A 25,178-nucleotide genomic window follows, 5' to 3' on the forward strand; every position below is an offset into this window, starting at 1 on the left:
GCTGGCCGGATGCCTCAACTGCTTCAATCTGCCGAGCTGCTCGGGTACTTGTTTACTAAAGTGCATCGACGTTCATCGAGCAACTGAGACGTAAGCGGGGGCGTCCAAACTTGTCCGCTGGGCCGTCTGCAGATGTCTGCATACGGCAGCAGACGGCCACCACGATCTACATCACGGTCAAGAAAGCGCAGGTAGTGAGCCCGATGAGGAGGCTGCTCATCATGGTTACGCGCCGTCACGCTGCGGTTACGCCAACCCATTGACGTGCGTGCGTCTGATCGTTAGTGTTCGTGGCCCGGAACCGTCCAATCGCACCCGTACGGGGGCATCGCTAGATGGGGAGAGCGCGATGATGCGTGGTCTACGGGCGTGGGTTCACGCTGCCTTGACCTTGACGCTGACGATGGGAGCACTGTTCGGGCTCCCGCCAGCGCCGACTGTAGCCGCTGAGCCAGAACGACCCACGGATAAGTCCGTCCCAGTGACCGCCGCGTCGGCCAAGGCGGCTCCACCGCTGCCACGTGATCCGGGTGTGACCAAAGTGGATCGGGTGGTCCTGCCGAGAGGTGGCGCGGCCGAGGTCGTCGCCAACGGTGCGGTGGTGGATGTCGGTGGGCTGCCGGTGTCGGCGAAGGCTCCTGTGGGGGCGACGGATGATTTTCTGTCCGGTGCCCGGGTTCACGGCGGTGGCGTGTCGTCGTCGCTGGGGCGTTTGAAGCTGACCGTGGCGGATCCGAAGCTGGCCGAGGCGGCCGGGGTGCGGGGTGTGCTGCTGAGCGCGTCTCGCGTCGACAGCAACCCTGTCGGTGGTGGCGATATCGACCTGACGGTGGACTACACGGGCTTTGCGCAGTTGTATGGCGGCGACTTCGGCAACCGGCTGCGGTTGGTGCAGCTGCCGGCCTGCGTGTTGAGTACACCGGAAAACAGGAAATGCCAAGCGCAGCTCGAGCTGGGATCGGTCAACGCAGGCGGCAAGGTCTCGGCCCAGATTGCCTTATCGGATGCGGCGAAGCCCACCCCGATGCCCAAGGCGGGCGTAGCAAGCGCTGAGGAGCCGCCGACCCTGACCGAGGCGAGCGGCCCGGCGGTGTTCGCGGTGACCGCCGGGGCGAACTCGGACGGGGCGACGTTCGAGGCAACCTCGCTGTCACCGACTTACAGCTGGGCGGCTGGGGGTCAGGGTGGCTCGTTCACGTGGTCGTACCCGTTGAAGGTGCCGGATGGCCTGGGTGGGCCAGCGCCGGAGTTGGCGCTGTCGTATGACAGCGGTTCGGTGGACGGTAAAACGCTGGCGGCCAACGGGCAGGCCTCGTGGGTGGGCGAGGGCTGGGAGTTGCAAGCTGGCGGCTTTATCGAGCGGTCGTATCGTTCCTGTGAGCAGGATGGTGCCACATCGTCTAATGTGGCCGACTTCTGCTGGTTTTCCAGTCACAACGCCACGCTGATGCTTGGCGGCAAGTCGTTCAAGCTGATCCGGGATAACGCCACCGGCGTGTGGAAGACCGACGACGACAACGGCTGGCGAGTGGAGCAGAAGTTCGGCGGTGGTATCGGTAACGGCGACAACGACGACGAGCACTGGGTAGTCACCACCTTGGACGGCACCCAGTACTGGTTCGGCAAGCACAAGCGCTACCCCGCTGATACGCAGGTGACTAATTCGGTGCAACTGGTGCCGGTGTGGGGCAACCATGCCGGTGAGCCGTGTGCGACCTCATGGTGTATGCAGGGCTACCGCTGGAACCTGGACTATGTCCACGACACGTCCAACAATTCGATGACCTACTTCTATGCGAAGTGGCGTGGCTTCTACGGGTTCAACGGCAACTGCTGCGGTGCTCTCGAGTACGACATCTACGCGCATCTGGATCACATCGATTACGGCACCCGTGTCGGGTCGGAGTCCAACTCGCCGGCGCCGATGCAGGTGTGGTTCGTCAAAACCGATCGGTGTGTCGGTGCGTGTGCGTGGCCGTCGGATTTCGTGGACACGCCAGGTGATCTGGCTTGCTCGTCGGCGACCTCGTGCCCGAACGTGAAAAGTCCGGCGTTTTGGACTCGTTACAAGCTGTCCAATGTGTACACGCAGGTGCGCAAGGCCGATGGCACCGGTTACCGCAAGGTCAACCAGTGGGATCTGGCGCATTCATATCCGAGTACGGGCGACATTGTGAGCCCCGCTGGCGATGACACTTCACCGAACCTATGGCTGGACTCATTGACCCACACTGGTTATGCGCCCGACGGCGTTACGGCATTGGCAGAGCCGGCCATCACGTTCGGCCGTACTGATCAGATGACTAACCGTGTGGATTGGGGCGATCAGATCGCGGCACCGTATGTGCACTATCGGGTGGCGCAAGTCGATAACGGTGTGGGCGGTCGCACCATCGTCGCATACTCGGGCAACGAGTGTCTGTACGGTAACTTTAAGCCGGCACCTGCGTTCAATCCGTATCGGTGTTTCCCACAACATTACAAACCGGCGCAGTCGCCGGCCGGGTATGCATGGTTCCACAAGTTTGTCGTGCTAGCGGTCACCGAGGAGGATTTGACCGCGGCGGGGTCGCCGGCCCAGACGGTGTCATATACGTACAATATGGACGCTTCGACGGACTCCTCGTTGTGGGGGCACGATTTCAACGAGACCACCGTGCTGGATTACCGGTCGTGGTCGGTATGGAAGGGCTACAGCCATGTGACCACCAGGCATGGCCCGGTTGCTGGTCCTCGAACCGTCACGCGGGCGTTGTTCCACCGAGGGATGGACGGTGATTCGGTGGCCACGACCGACAATCAGGCGATGGTGTGGGAGGGCCGCCGGGCGCAGGTGTCGGTGCCGATCGGCACGCCGGGGCAGTCGGCAACGGTCGGCGGCAGCGGCGGCCGGTGTATGGAGGTATCTTGGGCCGACACGGCGGCTGGTACGCCGGTGAGGTTGTGGGACTGCCACGGCGCCGAATGGCAGCAGTGGCGGTACACGCTGCAGCCGGGGGCGTATCAGCTGACATTGTCCAGCCCGCATTCGGGGCGGTGTCTACAGCCATCCGGCACGAGCGCTGGTGCCGTGCTGCAGATCGCCGACTGCACGTCGAGCAATCTGCAGAAGTGGCGGTTCACCCCGGAAGGTGCGCTGTCTAATGTGGCCACCGGCCTATGCGCCGATATCCAGAACTGGGGTGTGGCCGCTGGCAGCCCGATTCAGCTCTACACGTGCACGGCCACGTTCAACCAGATTTGGATGCCACGGGTGGATGGCACCCTGCTCTCTCCGCAGTCACGCCGCTGCCTGGATGTATTTAACGGCAATAACGCCAACGGGACGAAGGTGCAATCGTGGACGTGTAACGGGCACGCGGCGCAGTCGTGGCAGTACCAGCCTTCCGGATCGTCGATGCGCAACGTGCACACCAACAAGTGTTTGGATGTGGCCGGTTCCGGTACCGCGAACGGCACGCTGGTGCAGTTGTACGACTGTAACAACAGCCCGGCGCAGATCTGGGTGCCACAGGCTGATGGAAAGCTGCTGAATCCGAACTCCGGCAAGTGTTTGGACGCCAACAATCCGCCGGCGCACGGCGTGCAGCTGCACCTTTGGGACTGCATATCGGACGCGCCGCCCCAGCAGCGGTGGAGCCATCTGATCGTCGACTCCGAAGCATTGGCCGGCCAGCCACGGGAACAGTTCACCCTGGACGGTAACAATGTGCTAGCTTCGACGGTCACGAACTATACGGTGACGCACACCGGCACACGCCCGAAGCCGATCGTCGGCGGGCAGGACCTGAAGTCGTACATGGCCCGCGCCACCGATGTGAAGGCCCGCACCTGGATCGCCGCCACCGGCAACTGGCGATGGACCAATGCAATAACCAGTTACGACGCCTACGGTCTGCCCACCGAGACGCTCGACCACGGCGACACCTCGACCACCAACGATGATGTGTGCACCCAGACCGGCTACTCCCGTAACACCAGCCTGCACCTGATCAGTCTGATCTCCTGGGAGCGGGCGCTGACACACTGCACCCAGAACCCAGCAGACGCCGACTTCCTATCCGGAAGCTATCGCTACTACGACAACGACACCACCGGGACTGTATCCCCCATCAAAGGCCTGCTGACCAAGACCAACGTGTTGGCCTCGGTCACCGGCGGGGTGCGAACCTGGATACAAGAGTCACGCACCATCTACGACAGCAACGGCCGAGTGACCGAATCCTACGATGCGCTCGACCGCAAAACCACGACCGCCTACACACCGGCGTCCGGGGCGCCGGTCACCTCGACGGCGGTGACCGGCCCGATGGGCACCGGCTGGACGGTCGCCACCGACATCGAACCGGGTCATGGTGTGCCGACCAAAGTCATTGACATGAACGGCAAAGCCACCACGAGCCAGTACGATCCGCTGGGCAGGTTGACCAAAGTGTGGCGCGACAACCGCACCACCGCCATGACACCCCACCAGCAGTACACCTACAACTTGTCGACCAGCCAGAGATGGATACACACCCAGCAACTGGGGCCCAACGGCAACCAGATCTCGTCCTATCAGATCTTTGACGGCAGGCTACGGCCTCGGCAGACTCAAACCGTCACCGAGGATGGCAAACGCACCATCACCGACACCATGTACGACGGCCGCGGGCTGGTGGCCAAAGAAACGTCGTTCTACAACAACGCATCCGGCCCCACCTCGACCCTGGTCAATTTCGCTGATGTGGATGCGGACCGGCAGACCCGCTATGTCTACGACGGTCTGGCGCGGCCCACCAAAAAGCAGCTGTTCAAGAACAACACGCTGCAGTTCGAGTCGACCACGGTGTACGACGGCGACCGCACGGGCGTGATCCCGCCTCAGGGCGGCACCGTCACTCAGGACATCGTGGATGCCCGTGGTCGTGTGGTGGAGAAGCGGCAATACCAGTCACCGACCAGCCTGTCCGGGGCCTTCGTCAAGACTATCTACGGCTACGACCGGCGGGGCCAGCTGACCTCGGTCAATGATCCGGCGAACAACACCTGGAGCTACGAATACGACCTGCTCGGCCGCAAGTTCAAGTCGATCGACCCGGACGCCGGCACCAGCGAGACGAGATACGATGTAGCCGGCCAGGTGACCTCCACCAAGGATGCTCGTGGCCAGGAGCTGCACTACGAATACGACCTGCTCGGCCGCAAAATCAAGCAACGCGACGGATCGGCGACCGGCCCGGTGATGGCCGGCTGGACCTACGACACCAATGCCAAAGGTCAACTCGCGATCGCGACCCGCCATGCCGGTACCGGCGGTTCCGACCTCTACAAGACGCGGATCACCGCCCGCGATGATGGCTACCGACCGCTGCACGTTGAGGTGGAGATCCCTAACAGCACGGTCAACGGCGCCCTGGCCGGCACGTACGCGTGGGACTACACGTACAAGCCCAACGGCGCCCCTGCTACCGCGGTGCTGCCAGCAGCGGGTGGCCTGCTGGCGGAGACGCTCACCCACACCTACGACAACCACGGCTACGCCCAGACCCTGACCAGCACCTGGACCGGCGGCAGCCAGACCTACATCGCAAACAGCAACTACACCTTCGATGGTCTGGTCGCCTTCCGCGAACTCGGCGGCTCCGGCAGGCGGTTGCACCAATACCATGCCTACGATCCGGCCACTCGACGGTTGACGGAAACCCAGCTGTACCCCGAAAACACCGGTTCACCCGGCAACTTCCAACCTCCCACGATCGACAGCTACAGCTATGACCCAGCCGGCAACATCACGTCCATCGCGGGCAGGACCGACGGCAGCGTCGACCAGACCGAATGCTTCCGCTACGACCACCTGCGCCGGTTGACCACAGCCTGGACCCAACCCGCCCTCGGCTCCGGCTGCACTACCCCTCAGAAGACCGGCGCTGACCCGTACTGGCGGGAATGGACCTTCGACACCATCGGCAACCGGCTGACCCAAACCGACAAGAACCCCACCGGCGGGGACACCACCTGGACCTACACCGTCGGCGCCGCGGGCGGCGTCAAACCCCACCAAGTCAAGCAGGTGACCGCTTCGGGCCCGCTGGCCGGCACACCGACTCGCACCTACAGCTACGACAACGCCGGCAACACGTTGACCGCCACCGGTCCCACCGGCGCGGCGCAAAACCTCGGCTGGGACAAGGAAGGCCACCTGGCCACGGTGACCGAAGCCGGTACCCCGACCGCCGAATACCTTTACGACACCGACGGTAAGCGGCTCATTGCCCGCACACCGTCGAAAACCACGCTGTACTTGCCTGATGGTACGGAGCTCGAACTGGCCTCCGGCGGCGGCTCACCCCTGGGCACCCGCTACTACAACGGCGTCGCCGTGCGCGACCCATCCGGTCTCAGGTGGACGATCACCAACCACCAAAACACCAGTGTCACGCAAATCGACGCCATCACCCTGGCGGCGACGCGGCGGCGGATGATGCCCTACGGCGAAGACCGCGGCGCCCAACCAGGCGGCTGGATGGGCACCAAAGGCTACGTCGGCGGCACCAAAGACAACACCGGCTACACCCACCTCGGCGCCCGCGAATACGATTCAACATTGGGCCGGTTCATCTCCGCTGATCCCATCATGGACCTCACTAACCCACAACAATGGCACGCCTATACCTACAGCAACAATAGCCCTGTCACCTACTCCGACCCCGACGGTCTGCGGCTCAAGGAGGAGAAGTCAGGCGGCGTGCCGTGGAGCGGCACTGGCAAACACCTGAACCCCAAACCGAAGAAGAACAGCTGGGGATACGGCTTTGTCAAGTCGGGTCGCGACTTCCTCGGAGAAATGATCTTCTACAGTAGCGGGGCCGGTCTGTTCGCCACGGTGTACGAAACCGGCAAGAGATGGGTCGACGAATCTAACGCCCGAAACGCCCAAGGCCGCGGACTATGGGGAGCAGTCGAAGACTACTGGAATCAGCCGTGGATGCTCGGCGGCCTGTACAACCTGGTTAAGGATCTTGGCGGCCTGGCCAATACGGCGATCAACGCCGACAGCGCTGAGGTCAGCGGGGGAGCGACCGCGACATTGCTTGGTAGCATCGCCGCGCTAACCTTGGGAGGGTCAAGGCTCAAGCTTCCCAAGGCATCCACGCCGACTATCGGTTCCGGCAACGCATATTCGGTCGCCTACGAGATGCAGCTTCCGACTACTGCTTATCCAGGTAGGTCACGAGGCCATCATTTCCAAGAGGCAAACCGTGATCTCGCCGCAAAAATGGACGCTGATCCCGCATTTGGGCAGCTGATGGACGATATGGTTCCGGGGATTCGAGACGCGATCGTTGGTCCGCGAGGTGGGATCTCCCGTCAGTCGCCGACAACACTTGGTTGGACCTGGCATCACGCAACCGATGTTGGCAAAATGCAGTTGGTTCCCACGGTTCAACATAAGGCACGTGGTGTGCTTCAATCTCTATTCCATCCTGGAGGCGTCGGTGGATACTCGATCTGGGGATGACCAACATCCGAGTCGGCTGGGCGTGCTGGTAGACAGCATCGATGACATATCGGACGAGCTAGTAGTTTTCGTCGCCGAAGGTTCAGAGGTCAACGCCTCCTCACCCATTAAGCTCGTCGATGAGGATGAGGAAGAGCCACCGCCCGGCATGCGCTACCTACTGGAAGCGTCGATAGCGAAAGAGGTTCTGCAGGTTTGGTCAGCATGGCGAGACGGTCGCATTCCAAGTCAGGACGAGGCATGCCAGGCGATCGTGCACTATGCAAAGCATGATGCGTACATTCCGGTAGAACTGGCTGCATGACGTAAGCCAGGAGCTTCGAGGACGATTCGGCGTGGCCCGCTGTAGTCAGTGACGCAGCGGGCCGCTTCTGATGTGGACGATCCTCACAAATAGGTCGCTGAATCCCTAGCGTCGGCTCTTACGCGGCTGTCAGCTCGGTCCGAATTGGGACGCACGACCGAAAGCATGAAAAGGTCTTTGGACCTCTTCTATGTACCAGGCGCTTTGAGCTTGATTTACCCTTAAACCTGTGGCCATGAACGGTGACCCATCGGTCAATGCGCAGCGAGGAGCTTTCAAGCACAGAATTGCGCCGTCGATTCCGGTACGCCGTCGCTGAGTGCCGCACCCGGGTAGAACGGTAGAGGCCCAGGTCTGATGTCATCGGGATTGGGCTCGATTGGCGCGCGGTGAAAACGCTCAACGCCTCGCCAGCCGCCGACGATCCGGAACGGTTTCTCCGCGGATCCGACCATCGCGGTTAACGGTTCGCCGGCCTCTACATAAGTGATCTTGGCACCAAACTCGTAAAGACCTTCGCAGGCGTTGACCTCGATCACAACATCGGCGGCGTCCGCGTTGGTGACGGTGAAAGAACTGCCAAACGGCGCTGTAGGAGCTCGGGGATTGCCCGGTCCAAACTCCGAAACGCCAAGATCTTCTAGCGTTCCGCGATCAAGTACCGATTGCAGCACTCGCATCTGTGAGGGGCCACCGCATCCAGGGGAGACCTCCAAACCCCCAGACTGGCTTGACATCCCGATTGGCGAACACCACTGGCTCGATACCCATGATGAGCAGTGGAGTGTTGTCCTTCGATGTCAACGTGATGAGCAGTCGACCGTGGTACCAAACCAGCGCGCCGAGCTGTTTGAGCGCCGTGGTCCGCACGTCTTCGTTGGCATCCAAACTGAGCTGAGACAATGGCCGGCTATCCGCAAGGCCAGCAACCTTGGTGGAGTGTTCACACAGCAGGCTCAGTTCAGGTGGCCATTGCCCGAGCGCGATGAGCCGGCCACCGGGTCGGATCTCTGGTGGCGACGGAACGGTCTTCGCCTCCTCGGTGGCGGGCCAAAGGAAGTCCACAACGCGGTTGCCCAGCGGCGTGACGATTGCGGTCAGCAGAAGCAACCCGATCGCCGCGGCCGCCGAGATCACTGCTGGATGCCGGAGCCACCAGGCCCGCATTCCCCGTCTACGTTGTTCTGTCCGCGGTTCCTTCCGCCCCATGACAGACCCCTGAGCTGGGAGTTTCCAAGCTCATCATCCCAGTTCATGAAGACGGCCGCAACGGGTCTGATCGCGATCTCAACGGACGATCAGAGTTGGCCTGCGGCGGTCGGGGGCGCGAACCCCACTGTCTGAAAGAGCACCCATGCCTATTCCATAACCACGAGTGCTGATACGCGCTCACCGGAGGTCTTTGGTACCAGATCTGGGCGGTGCTCGATCAGCGCCTTGAGACATCGAATGGACAGGGTAATCGCCCGTTGGCTGGCATCGTGTTGATCTGTGTGGCCGCCCTGCCCATGCACAATCAGGCTTCGCTGTTCGTAGAGCTGTGTAACCTCTTTCTTGATCGCTCTGCGCTCCTCCGGTGTTCGGCCCAACAGTCGGATGATCGCAGTCGTGACTTTGAATGTAGTCTCGATCTTGTCGCCGAAGAGCGCTTCCCATACGATGACGGCATCTATCAGGGCGTCAGCAAAATCAGTTCGCTCAGCGACCGCGCGTAGTAGGCGAGCCGGTGCCACACCAATCCGCTTCAGATCAATTTCTCGGACCCGCTCAAGCCAGATCTGCCACTGGTCCATTTCGGTGCGGGTGAGCTCAATCGGCGTCCGCGGCGCGAAACCTTGCGGACTGCGCCAGCTGGCTAGCACTCCGCCCCCCACGAACGGATCGACCAATCCGGACCAGACTGGCAGGATCACTGGAGGGTTCTCGCGAGACCAACTAAGTAAACATGCTAGCCTCACTCGAGAGATAACGTGCTCGGCATCAATCTTCGGCTTGATTTGCCAAGCAGTGATCTGGTCACTGTCGTTGCGTTGGAAGATGACCCGCGCGGGACAACGGACTTCCACGATCACGTCGCCGGCGTCAGAGATCGTGATGGTCCGATCGCTCCCATCGCCAAGTGTCGTAGTGGTCTGCTGTTCGAGAAGGCTTTGGAGCGCGCCCGGGTGGTCGCCCCATCTCGCAGCTCGAATCCGTATGGATTCCGCTTCGATGTTCTCGTCTTCCGGAAGCGTAAGGCCGGTCAAGGATGCAAGATAGACAACCTCGAAATCCCTTCCGGCACAGCCAAGTCTGACTTGATCTAGGACCGTCTCCAGGCGACGGTACAGCTCAGGTAGGGCTGGCACGCGGCTTTGTTCGAGACGTTCCTGTTCCCATGCAGCTAAGATCATGTTCCGTGCGAAGGTCGCTTCAAAGAAGCCGTCGGCTATGAAATCCAATTGCTCTACTTCGTTCGACGGTCGTGTGAAGATCAGTGTGGGGTCGGCTCTTGCGGCAAATAGGAAGGCCTTGAAGTCTGGAAGCCAATGCGCGATATTGATCGGCATTCGGTACGGGGCAGGGGGCAGCAACAACCGTGGGTAAGCCGTTCGAGCAACCACTCGGAGGGCATCGAGCACATCGTCACCGGAGGGCTGGAGATGTTCGTCTGGTCCTGAGAGCAGCTCCTTGAACTGGCCGATGACGGTCCCGTTTTCTGTTGGGGAGCAGAATAGGTCGACCTGCATTGATGACGGCTGCCTAGAACCTGCAATGATCTCGCGTAGCTGCTGGCGCAGTGCCTCCACGATCTGGTTTTGCTGTTCAGTGAGCGCAGGATCAGTACCGCCCAGCAGCCACCGCAGCATCGGCTCGCCGAGATGGTGCTGGAGGTACGGCAGGGTGGCGTCTGGCTCTGGATGTATCAGCACGGAAACTACGGTAGCCACAGATGACATCGAAGGGCAGCGGAATTCTGCGAGCGACGAAACCCATGACGCCGTTTCACCGATCCGGGAGACACGCTCTAGTTCTTTTGGTCCTCCGACGCCAGTTGAACCAACGCTTGTTGTTGCTCGACTGACGGCCAGGTTCGTCTCGGCCGTCGTTGTCTTCTACGAAGATGTCAGCGAGCGTGAGCTTATTTCGATCCATGTAGCGGTTGAGGCCAGCGGTTAGCGCTAGCGGGGCGGCGTTGGAACTCCTGGTTGGTCCACCAGCCCTATGCTCGCTCTGGGCGATTTCTCGCGCGCACCACGCCCAACCTTGCTCAGTCAGTTCATGCACGAAGAAGGGACCTTGCTTTCGTGATGCCACCAGCCCGAGTTCGTTCAAGGCCATGCGGTCGTTTCCTGAGAATTCTATTCCATAGCTCTCCCGCAATTCACGGTTGCCGACACTAGCCTTGCCGACAGTCATGAGCGTCAGCAGCGCGGCTGTCTGTCGCAACCCCAAAGACCTATGCGGCGCATCGGGGATGAAGGCTATCGGAGCCTCGCCAGGCTGCGAGCGAATGATGAGGCGCCATGCTGCGCGAGGAAGCGAATCAAGGAAGAAAAGCAAGCCAGACATCAACTTAAGAAACTTCCCCGGGCGCTCCTCAAGAATTGCACACCACTCCTCAGAACGTGTACGTGCGCGTTCGCAGCGGCCATAGCGCAACGTCGCGGCACATCGGGCAAGTCGCTGGCCAATCCAAGGGCTGATATCGGAGACCTCATTGATGAGGACACCGGCGGCAAGTGCGGCAAGTGCTGCGCCCCAATTCACCGCGCACCCCCAGGCAGCTCACCAAGGCCGGGCCACCCCGTGGGAGTCCCCCGTAGCTGGACTTGACGCACGGGACGGCGACTTGCGAGAAGTGAACCTGCCTCGACGACTGCATTAGGGGTCAGCCGGTAGACGCGTCGGCGCGGCTTACCCTCGACAGGACTGTCCTCCCAGCGTCCTGTGACCCAGCGCATGTCCTCCAGCCGGTCAAGTACGCCATACACCGTCGGACCTGTTCGACCGACGGCCTTCATCACGGCCCAACCGTGAACCTCAACGCCCTCTGAGTGCGATTGGATCAACACTTCCAGGACGTCCAGCATCGGGTCCGTCACCCGCTGTGGAAACTTCACGGGCTTATCTTACCTATGAAGAACAACCCCTCGACGTCGGCATAGACCCATCGCAACATCCAGCGGATTCCGGCCAGCTCATGCCCTGCCATCGTCGCCAGTGCGCTGTCCTCGGCTGCTCCTCGCACCCAGCCACGACGGTCGATGCCACCAGCACCACCACGCCATCGAGCGACAGCGCGGCACCGCCCGCCAACGCGGCTAGGGCCGAGCACACGAACGCTTCCGCCAAGCCGTCCTCGAACGAGACCCAGTCTGCGTCCTCTGCTAGCTGCGACCATCCACCACCGCCGACCACTACCCGCACAGCAGAAAAGAGCTCGTCATGCTGGGCCTTGATCCCAAACGACCAGATACGTGGCCGAGGTCTATGCAAACCCTGTCACGATCGGCACACGGCGAAGGTGCAACCAGGCGGGATGGAATAGATTGCGTACCTAGGTAACGTCATCAACATCGGGCCTTATCTCGGCCTTCAAGATCGGCGTCTTTGCGACGGCCTCGACCGAGTGTTGCAGCCACTGCGGTATGGCGGTCTTCGAAATGGGGTGTGACTTATCGCCTATCTCAGAGGCGGCGTGCTTCCTAACCACATCAGCTAGTTCTTCGGAAGAGCCAGCTTGGCGTGCGAGCGCAGTCCGACGCTCCTGCAAGTCCATTCGATGACGCTGCCAATCAATAATCATGCGCATTAGGCGCTGCAATATCAGGAGAGATCCACCGAGGAAGGTGAGGACCTTTACCCCGTCGCCACTGGCAAGTGCCACGATGGTTTCGAGTGGGCTTCCAAACGTTAGACGCCGAACTCTCAATAGCTCCAGGCCCGACTCGTCCTCTACCGAACCGAGAGCTTCAAACAAGGCTTCCACCTTGGGATACGAGAACCGCTCTCGATCGGCGACTGCGGCCACATTCGCCGAGTACAGCCCGAGCCACGACACGGCATTCAAAGTCAGAGACACCTCGTAAAGCGAAGGCTTCTCGCCACAGTGGAATGCCAAGTCTAGGACTGGGCTTGCGGTTCCAAGCTTCGAGTACACCGTCGTCACGTTGCGTAATCTAATCAGCTCGCGCGGACGAGGCGTTGTGCCACGCCCAGGGAGGGGCCCGTAGATCATCTTGCCTCGGAGACCGGGGGCTGAGGCCGCCGAGCCGCCGCCAAGTTTGGTGTCGCCGTAATACGCCTGTGTCCACGAAGGTCACCTATCAGCCACGCATCTGCCACCACGTGAGTACGAGGCTCACGAGTGCGCCGATCACGGCTCCGATCCACATCTGAAGCCAAGACCTTCGTATGTCGATGCGGCCGGCACGGTCGGTTCGATGGATCTTTGCGCCGCCCCTATTCCTCACACCAAAGTAGAGCGACACGCTATAAACCGGCAGAAGAAGCGCAACGGCCATTACGCCGACACGTTCGATTATCGAAACGTCCGACCAGAAGATTGTAGGGGCGAAGGCAAGCACTCCCAACGAAAAGGCCACGAAAACTAGTACATACTGATGACCGACCGGGAACCTCGTGCCACGGCGACCGACCAGGCGGGCAACATCATCTGCAAGTGAAATTGCCTTGTCAGACCTTTCCATCGCATATACAAAGGCCTGTCGCCGACGAATCTCAACAAAGACACGTGGCTTCCGCGATCCTATGATCAGACCTCCTAGCTCTTTCGATGTAGCGTTGCGAAGATCGTTGATGGAGTCGAGTTCCGCGTCATCAGCGCGGAGGAATACAGGTTTCCCGCGCTCGGAAAGTGAGCGAACGATGTCATCTAGATCGTCCAGGTAGAGACGCACGAACCCAAGGCGGAAAGCGGTAACGTGCTCCGGCAGCCAGCCAGCGTCACGCAGCGGCACCTTCTCAACGTCGCTCGGACCAGTTCCCAACCTCAACTTGACGGCCCCCGAGGAGAGCACGGCACGACCGAGGCCCAACACGCCGATGAGTGCGAATAGAACCATGCCTGCAGTTGCGACGATGCCCGTGATTGATCTAGTGAAAACTGAAGTCACAAAGACGATGAGCGTACCAACGAGAATAGCGAGTAGACCGTAATAGATGCTCGCCACAGTTGCCACAGGATGCTTTTGGCGGCAACCCTCCAAGTTCGCTCGAATCTCCTCAGCAAGTTCGACGCCCTTGGATGAACCATCGGCAACCTCGACCCGTGCACCCCCGGCGCTGAGCCAGATCGTCGTCCCGGGCGAGTCTGTCTTTATGCACAAAGCCTTTCGGTCGGCACTTGTGGCACTGTAGAGATCGGAAACCTTACTAATCTTCTTTTCCCCAGCCGTAACGTTCACGCCTTCTGCTCGCGAGGCCAACAAGTCCATCAATGAGGTCAGTTCCGAGTACCCCAGGACGAGGAAGCCCAAGCTGACTTCGACTGGCTTTGGACCGGGCGGCTTACGACGAATTGCCACGTACGCGCTCCTTTGAGAACTTCGCGGGTCAACTGTGCGAGCTGAGCCAAACCACGATAGGACTTGGTAGCAAGTTGAATTGGAATACGCAAGCGAAGGTGCGCTCTTGCGCGAAGTGCGGCAAACCCGCTGGCCAACAACGGTTCCCATGTGTTGACGATCCTGACCGACAAGCTGTGGTGCGTGGGCAGCTCGCCGCTGGCATTCGACTCTCCGCGCCACTTCGTACGGTGCAAGGCGGAGAAGGTCGAACCCGGTCATGTGCTTGCTGGCCTACCGTGAGGGGTCGGGGCGATGGCGAGGCATCGTCATCTTCGCCGTCCACATAAACGTGACGGTCCAGTACATCCGGAGAACGACACGAGACTTGCCCACCGCTTTGAAAGGGCTCACGATGGGTCGATTTGGCGCTGTCTGTCCAGACCTTCCAATATCTCCCGTGCTACAGCCATCACCTTCTGGGCGGTGGACCGCACCAATGCCAGATCGCCTCGTGCCCAGCCGATGACATAATCCGTGGTGTATGCGGTGGCATCCAAGTCCTTGGCCGCGGCCACAACGTAAGCGACGGACTGCGCCTCAACTTCGGCGGTGCCGCGATGGGCCACATAGTCATAGCCTTCCTCGGCATGCCCGCAGGCAATGTGGGCCAGCTCGTGCATCAAGACCATCGTGGTGTGAGCTTGGTCGACATCGACGCGCACGGCTACGGTGCGGCTGCTGGGCGAGGTGTAGCCGTCCAGACCATGGTTAGTACGGACAAGGTTATAACCGTGTGCGGTCACCAGCCGGGCCAACCCGTCCCACACCTCTTGGTCAGCTTCGCCGGCCAGCCGTTCAGGTAAACCAGGCACTGGTTCACCCTCCGTCTGCGAGATGTCGAAGACGTAGCTGATCTTAAAGCCCTGGACTGCCTTGCGAGCGTCGGCTGTGGCGTCTTCCGGCTCGACCTCACTGTCATGATTGGATGTGTCGGTGCCCTTCTCGTGCGCGGGCTTCATAGTTTTGACCACCGGTGCCAGGATGGCGATGCCGCGCTCACCCTTGCGTACCTGCCGGCCGAGCTGCTGCCACGTGCGATACCCGGCCACCCTGGTGGCGTCGGGGCGCTGCTGGGCAATGAGCACCTGGTTGCCGAACGAGTAGTCGTGAAACCGTGCTGCAACTTCCAGCATCCGCCGCCACGCACCAGCGTCAACCAAGGCTTCGATGGAATCCGTGATCTGTTTCTGAAGCGCCGCTACCTGTTCTGCTCGGTTCGGCTTCCGCCGTCGGCTATCGGTGTCGACTTGTTCGCTCAAGGCTACTGCGCCGACGGTTATGGGACCGAGGGCTGGTGCCAAGGACTCGTGGTCGAGCCCGCCGGGTTGTTCGGCGGTGAGCACCTGGCGTTGACCTGGCTCCATTGGCGTACTCACCGTTCCTTCCTGTTGCGCGTTTATGACCTCCATGGTTCCAATTCCTTGCTTACGTTGATGATGTAGTTCCCAGCCACCGCGCCGCACGGAGTCGGCTTGATCCGAGCAGCGCAGCTCTGCACTACTGCGGCCACCCGGTCATTCCTCTGGCCCACGATCGACAAATGGCGAACGGAAGCTCGAGCGCTGCGGCTGCCGGATTACGGCTCGGGAGAGGTTGGCATATCTTGGCTTTCTGGACTTGACGGTGCGCGCGGCGGTGTAACCCACCGCGAAGGCGGCGTCGATGAGCTCTTGGACGGTTTCGGATGGCACGTGCGGCAGCCGGGACCGGTCGAGTTGGTGTTGTGAACCCACGCCCGGTGATGGCGCAGCAGCTTCTCGCCGGCCGTGGTTCGGCTCAGGAGGCGGCCGATCTGGTGCGGCTGTTTGCCAGGCGCCGATAGGTCCGCGGTTGACGCGTTCGACGCAGTAGCGGCCGAGGGCGTGCACCCACTCCGTGAACACCGGCCGAAACCGCAAGACGTTGTTCAGCTCGTCGACGATGCGGTTATCCAAGAGGCTGCCGTTGATTGCAAAGCGATACAGCGCGCTGCGCGGGCCGGTGTGCAGATGGGCGGCAACGAGCCTGGCGGCCGCGGGCGGTATGACTCGGTTGTGCCTGGCGGCGGCGTCGACCTTTTGTTGAATGTAGTGCCGGTCGGTCGGCCCGGGAACGCGGACGGCGAAACGTTGGTCGGCTGAGTACCGTCCGCTCGGCGTGCATGGGCCGTAGTCGTCGGACCAGCCGAGGAGTACAAACGCTCCGATAGATCTCGCGGCGGCCAGACGCAGCTGGCCGAGGTTCGGCTCAATGACGACGTCGCCAATGGACAGTCGTCCAGCCGCTTGGGACACGTAGACGTAAGTTGGGCGGAGCTGGCCGCCGGTCTGCTCGGCGAAGGTATCCGGTTCACGGGCGCAGTCTTTGGCGATGACCGCGGCGATCGGCTGGTAGTTCCAGCCAAGGTAATGGTTGTTGCCTCCCTTCGGTTGTTGCATGTCGTGCATATGAAGTTGTTCTCCGCTTAGGTTTGTCTGCCTCGCCGCCAACGCTCCGTTCGTCGGCGAGATGCCCTTACGACGGAGGAACCACAGCAGCTTAGTAGTCGGCGTCGAACACCCAGGTGCGGCCGTTGGGCGCCTCGACAATGTGCAGGTGCGATGCCAGTTCGCGCGCACAGTCCCGGCCGTTGAGGTGGAGGAAGGGCCGCAGCCAGCTCGGGGCGTCGGCTCCGGCTTCCTTGCTGCCGAAGGTGGCCAGCAGATGCTCGGCGTGGGCGACGGGCGACTGGAACTCGCCGTGGAATCGCTGAGAAAATTGGTCCAGCGCTTCATCGTCTTCGACACCCACGTAGGCCGCCCAGGCAGCAAAGGCCAGGCCGTGTCCCTCAATACCTTTGGCAACCTTGCTGAGCGTCCTAACGTCCGGGCACTCACCGAGCGCGAGATCCACGCCATACGGAAAGCCGCGGTAGGCGAACACAGCGCACTCCTCGGCATCGGGCTGACAGCTGTTGCGCATGATGAAGCCGATGGCGCGGTCGAGCGCCTCGACGTCCACGGCGGGATCGAGCCAGGCGCCATGGAAGTGGCCGGCATCTGAGCCGTGCAGAACACCGATTAGAATCTCGGGTCGAGGATCACGCGTCGGGTCTTCTGGACGAGGCGTTCGAACGGCTCGCTCGAAAGCTTGGTGCTCGCGCTGGATACTGTTCCACTCCCAAGCGAGCGCTTCGTCTGACGGCGTTGACCAGAAACCTCGCATACCACAAGGGTTTTGGTACAGCACGACGCCGCCCGGTCCATCGACATGCCTTCTGAGACCATACCAGTCCGTCGTAGCCGGGTCGCCGAGCGACTCGTCCAGCGCGGTATGGAGGTTCTCGGGATTGGTGTCGTCAGCGGCCTGCCACGGATTCCACTCGGCGGCGTCGTCCCATGGAAAGGGATCGTTGGCTGGATCGTAAGGCTCGTAATCTGCTGTTAAATCGGTTGGAGAGCCAAGGGCTTGTTCTCCGGCAGCAGCCTGTGGTGCGATGGCGGCTTGGCCAAGAATTGCATGCGGTGGCTGGATTTCTTCGACGAGCGGGTGGCGCGCAACCTGTTCACGCATCACCGCGCCGTTGAGGTCAATTCCCTTCTGTTGATTGATCTTTTCCATACACTGTTGTCTCCGTTTATGAAGTTGTATTTGGTTGTGCGCTAACACCTGCGAGATGCCAATCCGCCTCCATGCTGTGGGTTTAATCCTTGATCTTGCACTCGAAATCGTCCATAATCGACAGTACGTATGAGTGACGACCAATTTTCCAAACTGAGTAAGCAAATAGCGGACATCGGTAGTCGGCTGGATAAAAAGATCGACGGACTGCGCGATGAAATGAACACGCGTTTCGAGCAGGTGGACCAGCGTTTCGAGCAGGTGGACCAGCGCTTCCAGGCGGTAGACAAGCGTTTCGAGCACATCGACCAGCGTTTCGAGGCGGTGGACAAACGCTTTGACATACAAGAGCAACGCTTCAAAGCCATGCTGGACGAGCGATTCAAAGAATTCGAGGAAGGCTCGTTCGACCGTCTGGCTGGTCATCTCAGTACCGAGATCGAGGGTCTCAAGGGCCAGGTAGCCTCCGTGACCAAAGAAGTCAGAAAAACAAACGACTTGGTTGACGGCCTGTACAAGCACAGGATTGAAGACGAGAAGAAACAAGCCGAGCTGGAGGGCGAGCAGAGCCGGCACCGCAAGTGGATCGGCCAGCTCGCCGATCACACCGATACCCGGCTGGCGCCGGAGATGTAAGACGGTGAGCCACCAGACCCGAACCTACCATGTAACCTTCACTGACCTGGCGCCCGTGGGTATCGCTACCTACTACCTCGGTGCTGTGCAACGGCTGCGCGACGCGCAAGAGCGGCAGATGGGTCCGGGTTCCAGGCAACGGCAGCAACCCTGGCGCTCGGGTGCACCTCGCAAGCGACTACCTCTCGCTCGCTGAGGAGCGTCTTCGTCAACTGACCCAAGACGACCGACAAAGCGCGTGAGGTCTGCGAGTGGTTGCGAACCTTGATCGATCCGTCGGCTGTCGCGATGGCTGAACGCCTGGGGCGCGAGCTGGAGCGTTCAGACGTACGGTGAAACGTCCATCTCGCGAATGGCTCTTACAACTGATCGGCCAGGCGTGCCCGGATCGTATCCAGGACATCAGGATCCACAGCAGGTCGGCCGCCGATGATCAGCTGACTTTGCTCGCCTGCCCAATCAGACCAGCGCTCAAGGACTTGTTCTTTGGTCGAACCCATGGCAGCCGCGACCTCATCGAGGCCGGCGCCGGCTTCAAAGGCCCGTTCCATGGCGATGGGTTGCCAACTGGTCCACCAGCGAATCACGGCGGAGGACAGCGCCAGCTCGGCCAGGAAGGGCTCCGGTGCTGTTTCCCGATAGTTGTGCAGTGCCTGTTCGTGTAGCTCGGTCAGCAGGGAATATGGGCTTCGCTTCACGGCCTCGGCAAAGGTCAAAGGTGGCTCCGGAGGATTGGCCTCCGGTTCCGGGATGCCCGGCGCCGTGGGCTTGTTCTGGCTGGTAATCGCGTTGCTGCCTCCTTCAGGATGGGGACTCGATGTTTCCATTGCAATGTTCCTCTATTAACGTGCTTGTTGTCGCTCCTATTCCGGTTCGGTGGGCGGGGTCGAAGGACTGAAGCGATGCTCAGGTCCGGGTTCTCCCAAAGGAATTGGTTGCGTGCGAATGGTTGTGGCATCTGCCGTGCCGTTCTTTCCGTTCCCGACCGGGAGGGCTTGCTCGCCACGCGGTGATCTTGACATAAATATTGAGGTTCATTAGTATTATTGGTAGGAGAAATGTCATGAAAACAGCCCCGGCGACCATCAGCTTCTCGGTAGACACCGCCCTCAAAGACGATCTGGACAAGATCGCCGCTGAGGAAGGTCGTTCCAAGAGCGACCTCTTCCGCGAGATGTACAACAGCTACATGTTCAAGCGGGCTTTGCGCCGCGTGCAGGACCAAGGAGTGCTGGTGGCCACCCGTTTGGGCCTTCAGACCGACGAAGACGTCTACCGCTACCTGGACAAGGGCGGTGCGGCTTAGGGTCGTCTTCGATTCCAACGTGTACGTCGCAGCGGCCCTTCGCCCTGGCGGGCACGCCGATCTGTGGTTGGACATCGCCACGACACCGAGCAGCGGTTTCGGGGTATTCGTTTCAGCCGCCATCCTTGACGAAGTCCGCGACAAGTTGGTCAACAAGTTCGGCATCCACCCCGATGACGTCCAGCGCCTCATCGAGCGCATCCAGACAATCGCCACGGTGGTCACCCCCAATGAGACACTTTCTGTCGTCGACGATCCCGACGACAACGCCATCCTGGAATGTGCGCTCGCAGCCCAGGCGCACCTTGTTGTTACGGCTGACCATGCCCTGCTGAAGCTGAATCCGTTTCGAGGTATCGGCATCGCTCATCCTCGCGAGTTACGCAGTATTTTCGCCTCGGATTTCCGGAAAGTTGGCGAAGACTCGGGGTCGTAGCCATCGCGGTCACGGGCGCGATGGCGCTTCAAGATCCGCGCCACGCTGCTAATGCTGATCTTGTACCTCTGCGCCAACGCCGGGCGCGACCATCCGGACCGGAAAGCCGTGATGAGGTCGTCTATGTCATCAGAGCCGAGGCGCGTGGTGAGCGCCCGCCTCTGAGGCGAGGCGTACGCGCTGGCAGTCGGGGGACAAGGCGTGCTGAGGTCCTCCGAGCCAAGACGGGCAGCGCATTTGCGCAGGTAGTCGACGAGCGATGGGTTTAGTTTCCGTCCAAGTGGGGGAGCCCAACGTGTCACAATACGAACCCCGGACCCCTGGTCCGGGGTTCGTATTGCTTGCGGGGATGCGGAAGTACGGCTTGATGTGGTGCCTCCCGGTAACCTGGATCTCGTGGACCAGCGCCCGGAAGAGGGCATTCTTGGCTCCGGGTGCACCTTGGTTGAGCAGTTGAACGATCTCGCCGCGCATGCCGTCAGATCTTCTTGTGTGATGTCGAGCGGCTCGGGATCGTCTTCTGCGGCCAAGGTGAGCTCTTCTCGGTGAGCTTTGAGTTGGCGTGCTCGCTCCTTTAGCTGCGCGACCCGCTCGCCGGCGGCGGCTTCGGTCATGGCCTTGTTCTCGAACGCGTTGAGGTAGCGGTCGATCTCTGCGGTGATCTCTTCCAGGTCGGTGTCGATGGCGGTGATGGTCTTCCGGCGGTCGTGTTGGGCGTCGGCAGCTTGTGCGGCGATCGAAGCGATAGCTTCTTGGATGATGTCGGTCTGGTGGTAGGTGTCGATGAGCGCGCCGAGCATCTTGTCTTCGACTTCGTCGGCGGGGAGGCGGTCGGCTGGGCAGGACTGGGGTCCGTAGCGCTGCCGGGTTAAGCAGGTGTAGTAGCGGTAGCGGCGGTTGCGTCCGGTGGCGGCGGTGCCGACGTAGTGGGCGCCGCAGTGGTCGCATTTGATTTCGCCGGTGAGGCAGTAGTCGGAGTTGGCCGAGGCGCGTTGTGAGTAGTCTTCGCTGCGCTGGTCAAGAATCCGCTGTGCATGATCGAAGACGGCGGTGTCGATGAGGGCGGGGTGGTGGTCGTCAGCGCGGTACCAGGTGCCGCGGTAGTAGATCTCGCCGAGGTAGGTGCGGTTGCGTAGGATCGCGAGCACGGTGTGGCTGGACCAGCGTTTTCCGGTACGTGTGCGGTATCCCCGCTGGTTGAGGTCTTTGGCGACCTCCTTTGCTCCCAGGCGTTTCTTGGTGAAGGTCTCGAAGATGGCTTTGACGGCCAGGTCTTCGCCTGCGGCGATCGCCAGTTTCTTGGTGTCGCGGTTGAGTTCATAGCCGTGGGGGACCTTGCCGCCGCACCATTCTCCCTTCGACGCTTTGCGTTCCAGAGCGTTGATGACTCGGTCGATGAGGATCTCACGCTCCTGGCGGCGGCGATCACCGGCGCCGCCGCCGGCGTGGACAGCGTGGCGATCAGTGGCGACAGACCACGCAGCTACACCCGGTAGCCGCCGACCTTGGCGTGCCCGAACGCCGCGCCGTGTTTGGCATGCCGGTACACCCGCCGCAGCAGCGAGTCCACATCCACGACGACCTGCTCGTCGGCGCCGGGCAACAGCGGCACCCGCCCGGCCAGCGCAGCCAGCAGATCCCGCGATGCCGCCTCCAGCTGCAGGCTGTGTCCCCAAGTGAAAAACCGCAGGAACGACCCCAACGTCGACGGCGCATACACGCCGTCAAACAGCGCCTTCATCCCGCCGTGACGCAACAGGTCCAGATCGTCGATGCAGTCCGCCCCCGCGGTCATCCCCGCCACGACCGCAGCCGCCTTGCCGCCAGGACGCGCTCCGGTCGGCAGGTCCGGGCGCACCCGCCCATCCACCAGCCCGGCAAAGTCAACCTGTTCAGCCAGCCGCATCACCGGCACCAGCCCGGCACACGACACCAAATTGAGCTCGTCGATCCGGACGACGACACCACGCGACCCATGCGATAGCCTCACCTGTGAGGTGTCCTCTCACGTTGGGTAATGGTTGTCTCAGCAACTCCCATCTTCCCAGCCCAGAGGACGCTTTTCTATCTCTGTCCACAATGGACACTAAACCGTTACCGGTGGATTCATCCCTGAGGAGCGGGGTCGGTCAAGTCCTGGTTTTGAAGGGATGTGACCGTTTCTTGATCCGGTTTCGGGCATGATGTTCTGCGCGTCGTGTCAAGTGTGGTGTCATGGCCGACCGTAGGCCCGCCCGGAGGGCTTGGCCTTGACACCAGCGAGACCGGCGCGATGCTCGGGCTATGCCGGAATCGGTATGGGGTTGGGGTGCCGCTTCTCCACTGTCCGATGTGGACATCAAGGCAAGCCGGTCCCGGTTGCCGTTCATCCCTTCGCCGTGATGGTTAACGAGCATGGAGTAGATGCGGCGGTGGCCAGGTGGGATCAATCAGACTTGGTCGACCTCGCCTTGACGGGGGTCAGAATCCACACGATCTCGCACACTGGCCACGCCGGGCTCGTGGTCACACCGGTTCCTTCGCCAGGCAACGGATCTCACCGTCACGTAGCCCCCAGAAGACCAGGGTGAGCAGTTTCCGGGCGCAGGCGACCTTGGCGACACCGGCACCGCGTGTGTCGGCCAGCCTCACCCGGGTGCCGGTCAGCGGGCAGCCCCGGATGCGCTGCACCGCTTCGGCACAGGCCCAGCGCACCAGACGGTTACCCTGCTTGGTAATCCGCCCACGGCGGACCTTGGTATCAGACTCGCGGTGCCGTGGGGTCAGCCCGGCCCAGGAACACAGCTGCTCGGGCCGGGTGAACCGGCCAACGTCGCCGATCTCCGCCACCAGGACCGCCGCCAGCACCGGGCCCACCCCTTCCAGGGCCTGGATGGCCCGGTAGCCGGGATGGCCGACCAGCCGAGCGGCGATCATCTTGGCGAACGCATCGATCTCAAAGTCGATGGCCTCGATCAGGCGGCGCAGCGAGATAATCCGGGCCGTGTACTCCTGCTCCAGCAGTAGCTGGTTGAGTAGCTCGGTACCGGCTGCGCCGAACAGATCACTCATCGGCACAGCGGTACCACACTTGGCCAGCACCGCGTGCACGCTGCACTTCAAGCCGGAACGCAACGCCACCAGCTTGGCCCGGTGACGGACCAGCTCCCGCAACGCCCGCACCGGCGGCGGAGCAATCCACGCTTCGGGCAGCCGCCCCATCCGCAGCAGATCGGCCAGATCAGCGGCGTCCCGTTCGTCGTTTTTCACCCTGCGATAGGCGAATCCCTTGACTCCCAAGGGATGTGCCAGGTGGACGGTCGCACCGTGTTCTTGTAGCAGATCCACGGCCCAGTACCATCCGTACGTCGCCTCGATCACCACCTCGGGCGCCTCGCCCATCAACGCGATCTGATGGCGAACGCCAGCGGTTCGTTGTCGACGCGGGCCTTACCCAGCAGCTCACCGGCCGGGGTCATCCGAACCAGCACCGAACGCCGCCGGTGCAAGTCAATACCCACGATCTGAGGACCACAGCAGTCTTCCATGAGGGGCCTCCTCACTGACGTGACCGACATTGACCACTTCCAGTGAACCGGGTAACACACGATCACCGGAAGCGTCACCAGGAGCGGAGGCCCCGCTCCTTCATCACATCAGGCTAAGGTCGCTGGCCGGTCCGGGTGTGCCTTCGGTGTGCACCATCGCGCCGCGCCCATGAGCTGACCGTCGTGGCCAGGAGCAAGGATGCGTCCCCCCGCGACGCACATCGGTGCGTTAGGACGATGCCAGCCGGGAAGAGGGCAGAGCCGGGCCGCGTCGCGCAGGGCGAGTCGTCAACCCGTCGACCTGTTCGGCGAGACGGGTCATGTCGAGCTTTCGACGGGCGGTGTCATCCGTCGCGTCCGTTTGTTGGGTATGGCCGGGTTCGATCTGTGGCGGAGTGCGACGTCCGGAGCAAGATAACCGTGGTGTCGGGCCACGCCACCCGGTCCGGGGTCTGACCGACGGCGCCAGGTCGGCTATCTGCTGAGTTCTCACATTGACATGCTCGCTGAATGACGTTGCTCATGCACAATTGATTGTCCGGGTACCTGGTTTCAGCATGGTGACGACCCATTTTCTGTGAGTTCTGTGTTGAAGCACGGTTGTTGGCGTGTTGTCCATTCAGGACGGTGTTTCGGCGGGATGGGCGTCGTGTATTCGCTGTTCGTGTTCGCATGGTCCGAGAGATTCCCAGGAGCCTCGACCGAATGATGCTGTGACGGGTTGTTGTGCGGGTTGGTTCGTGTTGGACGAGTATCGCATGGGTTTGTGTGGGTGGCTGTGGTTGCTGGTCTGCTGTTGCTGTCGGCCGTTCCGGGTCTTGTGTGTGGATCAGGGGTGTGGCAGTGTGCTTGTTCCGGTGTGGGTGATCGACTGCTGGGTCGGGAGCGGGGGGTAGACGGTGGGTCGCGGGTTTCGGGTGGGGTTGTCGCTGCCGGTTGTGGTGTCGTTGGTGGCTGGTTTGGTGGTGGGGTTGCCGCCGGTGCCGGTGGTGGCTGCGCCCGAGTCGCCGGGTGATGTGTCGGTGCCGGTGTCGCCGTTGCCGTCCGGCAGTACGGCGCCGGGGTCGATGCCGGTGCACACACCGCGGCCGGTGGTGTGGCCGTCGGCGGGTTCGGCGGTGTTGCAGGTGGTTTCGCCGTCGGGGCGTGCTGCTGCGGAGCCGGTGTTGGTGGGTGGTTTGCCGGTGCGTGCTGCTGCGGCGGTTGAGTCGGCGGTGGCCGACTCTGTGTCTGGGGTCATGGGTGTGACCGGTGGGGTGGAGTCGTTTGCGGGGGAGAACGCGGCGGGGGTGGTGGGGCCGCCGACGCGGGGGCCTG

At 61.7% G+C, this 25,178-nt stretch carries 20 protein-coding genes and 1 pseudogene; 6 read left to right on the plus strand and 15 right to left on the minus strand.

The window, feature by feature from the left end; all coding sequences use genetic code 11:
- The first annotated feature begins 601 nt into the window (after window positions 1–601).
- Together DM816_RS04010 and DM816_RS42150 are read left to right on the plus strand one after the other, a co-directional pair.
- Window positions 602–7,501 (plus strand): ricin-type beta-trefoil lectin domain protein, encoded by a 6,900-nt coding sequence (locus DM816_RS04010; protein WP_162907091.1) that lies wholly within the window; start codon window positions 602–604, stop codon window positions 7,499–7,501.
- A gap of 22 nt (window positions 7,502–7,523) precedes the next feature.
- Complete coding sequence (locus tag DM816_RS42150) at window positions 7,524–7,805, plus strand: hypothetical protein (protein ID WP_162907092.1); 282 nt, start codon at window positions 7,524–7,526, stop codon at window positions 7,803–7,805.
- 275 nt (window positions 7,806–8,080) lie between these two features.
- On the opposite strand, the gene DM816_RS04015 is transcribed toward DM816_RS42150, so the two are convergent.
- The 10 genes from DM816_RS04015 to DM816_RS04055 all read right to left on the minus strand — a co-directional run bounded on the left by DM816_RS04015 (window position 8,081) and on the right by DM816_RS04055 (window position 17,956).
- Window positions 8,081–8,485 (minus strand): hypothetical protein, encoded by a 405-nt coding sequence (locus DM816_RS04015; RefSeq protein WP_162907093.1) that lies wholly within the window; start codon window positions 8,483–8,485, stop codon window positions 8,081–8,083.
- Complete coding sequence (locus DM816_RS04020) at window positions 8,460–8,942, minus strand: hypothetical protein (protein WP_162907094.1); 483 nt, start codon at window positions 8,940–8,942, stop codon at window positions 8,460–8,462. The genes DM816_RS04015 and DM816_RS04020 overlap by 26 nt, the downstream gene beginning before the upstream one ends.
- Window positions 8,943–9,163: 221 nt before the next feature.
- Complete coding sequence (locus DM816_RS04025; protein WP_117208689.1) at window positions 9,164–10,717, minus strand: HEPN domain-containing protein; 1,554 nt, start codon at window positions 10,715–10,717, stop codon at window positions 9,164–9,166.
- A gap of 73 nt (window positions 10,718–10,790) precedes the next feature.
- Window positions 10,791–11,555, minus strand: a complete 765-nt coding sequence (locus tag DM816_RS42155; protein WP_162907095.1) for a hypothetical protein — start codon at window positions 11,553–11,555, stop codon at window positions 10,791–10,793.
- Window positions 11,552–11,878: a PadR family transcriptional regulator gene (locus tag DM816_RS45645; protein ID WP_425455216.1), complete on the minus strand. Its 327-nt coding sequence runs from the start codon at window positions 11,876–11,878 to the stop codon at window positions 11,552–11,554. The genes DM816_RS42155 and DM816_RS45645 overlap by 4 nt, the downstream gene beginning before the upstream one ends.
- Window positions 11,879–12,345: 467 nt before the next feature.
- Window positions 12,346–12,957 carry a hypothetical protein gene (locus DM816_RS04035; protein ID WP_162907097.1) on the minus strand — a complete coding sequence of 204 codons (612 nt, stop codon included), beginning with the start codon at window positions 12,955–12,957 and terminating at the stop codon, window positions 12,346–12,348.
- Window positions 12,958–13,114: 157 nt separating this feature from the next.
- Complete coding sequence (locus tag DM816_RS04040; protein ID WP_162907098.1) at window positions 13,115–14,335, minus strand: hypothetical protein; 1,221 nt, start codon at window positions 14,333–14,335, stop codon at window positions 13,115–13,117.
- Window positions 14,336–14,724: 389 nt separating this feature from the next.
- Complete coding sequence (locus DM816_RS04045; RefSeq protein WP_162907099.1) at window positions 14,725–15,786, minus strand: ArdC family protein; 1,062 nt, start codon at window positions 15,784–15,786, stop codon at window positions 14,725–14,727.
- A 105-nt stretch (window positions 15,787–15,891) separates the two neighbouring features.
- Complete coding sequence (locus DM816_RS04050; RefSeq protein WP_162907100.1) at window positions 15,892–16,794, minus strand: hypothetical protein; 903 nt, start codon at window positions 16,792–16,794, stop codon at window positions 15,892–15,894.
- Window positions 16,795–16,894: 100 nt separating this feature from the next.
- Window positions 16,895–17,956, minus strand: a complete 1,062-nt coding sequence (locus DM816_RS04055) for an antirestriction protein ArdA (protein WP_117208695.1) — start codon at window positions 17,954–17,956, stop codon at window positions 16,895–16,897.
- A gap of 129 nt (window positions 17,957–18,085) precedes the next feature.
- On the opposite strand from DM816_RS04055, the gene DM816_RS04060 reads away from it, so the two are divergent.
- Window positions 18,086–18,592, plus strand: coding sequence for a hypothetical protein (locus DM816_RS04060; RefSeq protein ID WP_117208696.1), 507 nt, complete (start codon window positions 18,086–18,088; stop codon window positions 18,590–18,592).
- 359 nt (window positions 18,593–18,951) lie between these two features.
- Here DM816_RS04060 and DM816_RS04065 read toward each other — a convergent pair whose 3' ends face one another.
- A complete protein-coding gene (locus tag DM816_RS04065) occupies window positions 18,952–19,419 on the minus strand; it encodes a hypothetical protein (protein WP_117208697.1) in 468 nt (155 codons plus the stop codon).
- A 236-nt stretch (window positions 19,420–19,655) separates the two neighbouring features.
- On the opposite strand from DM816_RS04065, the gene DM816_RS42160 reads away from it, so the two are divergent.
- Window positions 19,656–19,898: a ribbon-helix-helix protein, CopG family gene (locus tag DM816_RS42160; protein WP_162907101.1), complete on the plus strand. Its 243-nt coding sequence runs from the start codon at window positions 19,656–19,658 to the stop codon at window positions 19,896–19,898.
- A gap of 19 nt (window positions 19,899–19,917) precedes the next feature.
- On the plus strand, window positions 19,918–20,334 hold the full coding sequence (locus tag DM816_RS45650) for a putative toxin-antitoxin system toxin component, PIN family (RefSeq protein WP_162907102.1): 417 nt from the start codon (window positions 19,918–19,920) through the stop codon (window positions 20,332–20,334).
- Here the strand turns inward: DM816_RS45650 and DM816_RS04075 are convergent.
- Window positions 20,265–21,605 carry a recombinase family protein gene (locus DM816_RS04075; protein ID WP_425455217.1) on the minus strand — a complete coding sequence of 447 codons (1,341 nt, stop codon included), beginning with the start codon at window positions 21,603–21,605 and terminating at the stop codon, window positions 20,265–20,267. The two genes, DM816_RS45650 and DM816_RS04075, sit on opposite strands and share 70 nt — an antisense overlap.
- Here DM816_RS04075 and DM816_RS45655 point away from each other — a divergent pair.
- Window positions 21,486–21,830: a hypothetical protein gene (locus DM816_RS45655; protein WP_162907104.1), complete on the plus strand. Its 345-nt coding sequence runs from the start codon at window positions 21,486–21,488 to the stop codon at window positions 21,828–21,830. The two genes, DM816_RS04075 and DM816_RS45655, sit on opposite strands and share 120 nt — an antisense overlap.
- Here the strand turns inward: DM816_RS45655 and DM816_RS44185 are convergent.
- The 3 genes and pseudogenes from DM816_RS44185 to DM816_RS04085 all read right to left on the minus strand — a co-directional run.
- Complete coding sequence (locus tag DM816_RS44185) at window positions 21,818–22,324, minus strand: hypothetical protein (RefSeq protein WP_162907105.1); 507 nt, start codon at window positions 22,322–22,324, stop codon at window positions 21,818–21,820. The genes DM816_RS45655 and DM816_RS44185 overlap by 13 nt on opposite strands.
- A 515-nt stretch (window positions 22,325–22,839) precedes the next feature.
- Entirely contained in the window at window positions 22,840–23,715 is an 876-nt protein-coding gene (locus DM816_RS04080) for an IS110 family RNA-guided transposase (protein WP_211588538.1), read from the minus strand.
- A 975-nt stretch (window positions 23,716–24,690) separates the two neighbouring features.
- A pseudogene (locus DM816_RS04085) lies at window positions 24,691–25,178 on the minus strand (hypothetical protein); the annotation flags it as partial.

Source organism: Allorhizocola rhizosphaerae (assembly GCF_003426775.1).
Classification (GTDB): domain Bacteria; phylum Actinomycetota; class Actinomycetes; order Mycobacteriales; family Micromonosporaceae; genus Allorhizocola; species Allorhizocola rhizosphaerae.

Bases quoted from the DNA above. Each gene is read 5' to 3' on its own strand.
- DM816_RS04050 (WP_162907100.1), bottom strand. From the start codon at position 16,794: ATGCAACAACCGAAGGGAGGCAACAACCATTACCTTGGCTGGAACTAC.
- DM816_RS04080 (WP_211588538.1), bottom strand. From the start codon at position 23,715: ATGGGCGAGGCGCCCGAGGTGGTGATCGAGGCGACGTACGGATGGTAC.
- DM816_RS45645 (WP_425455216.1), bottom strand. From the start codon at position 11,878: ATGCTGGACGTCCTGGAAGTGTTGATCCAATCGCACTCAGAGGGCGTT.
- DM816_RS04045 (WP_162907099.1), bottom strand. From the start codon at position 15,786: ATGGAGGTCATAAACGCGCAACAGGAAGGAACGGTGAGTACGCCAATG.
- DM816_RS42160 (WP_162907101.1), top strand. From the start codon at position 19,656: ATGAAAACAGCCCCGGCGACCATCAGCTTCTCGGTAGACACCGCCCTC.
- DM816_RS04055 (WP_117208695.1), bottom strand. From the start codon at position 17,956: ATGGAAAAGATCAATCAACAGAAGGGAATTGACCTCAACGGCGCGGTG.
- DM816_RS04065 (WP_117208697.1), bottom strand. From the start codon at position 19,419: ATGGAAACATCGAGTCCCCATCCTGAAGGAGGCAGCAACGCGATTACC.
- DM816_RS04015 (WP_162907093.1), bottom strand. From the start codon at position 8,485: ATGCGAGTGCTGCAATCGGTACTTGATCGCGGAACGCTAGAAGATCTT.
- DM816_RS04060 (WP_117208696.1), top strand. From the start codon at position 18,086: ATGAGTGACGACCAATTTTCCAAACTGAGTAAGCAAATAGCGGACATC.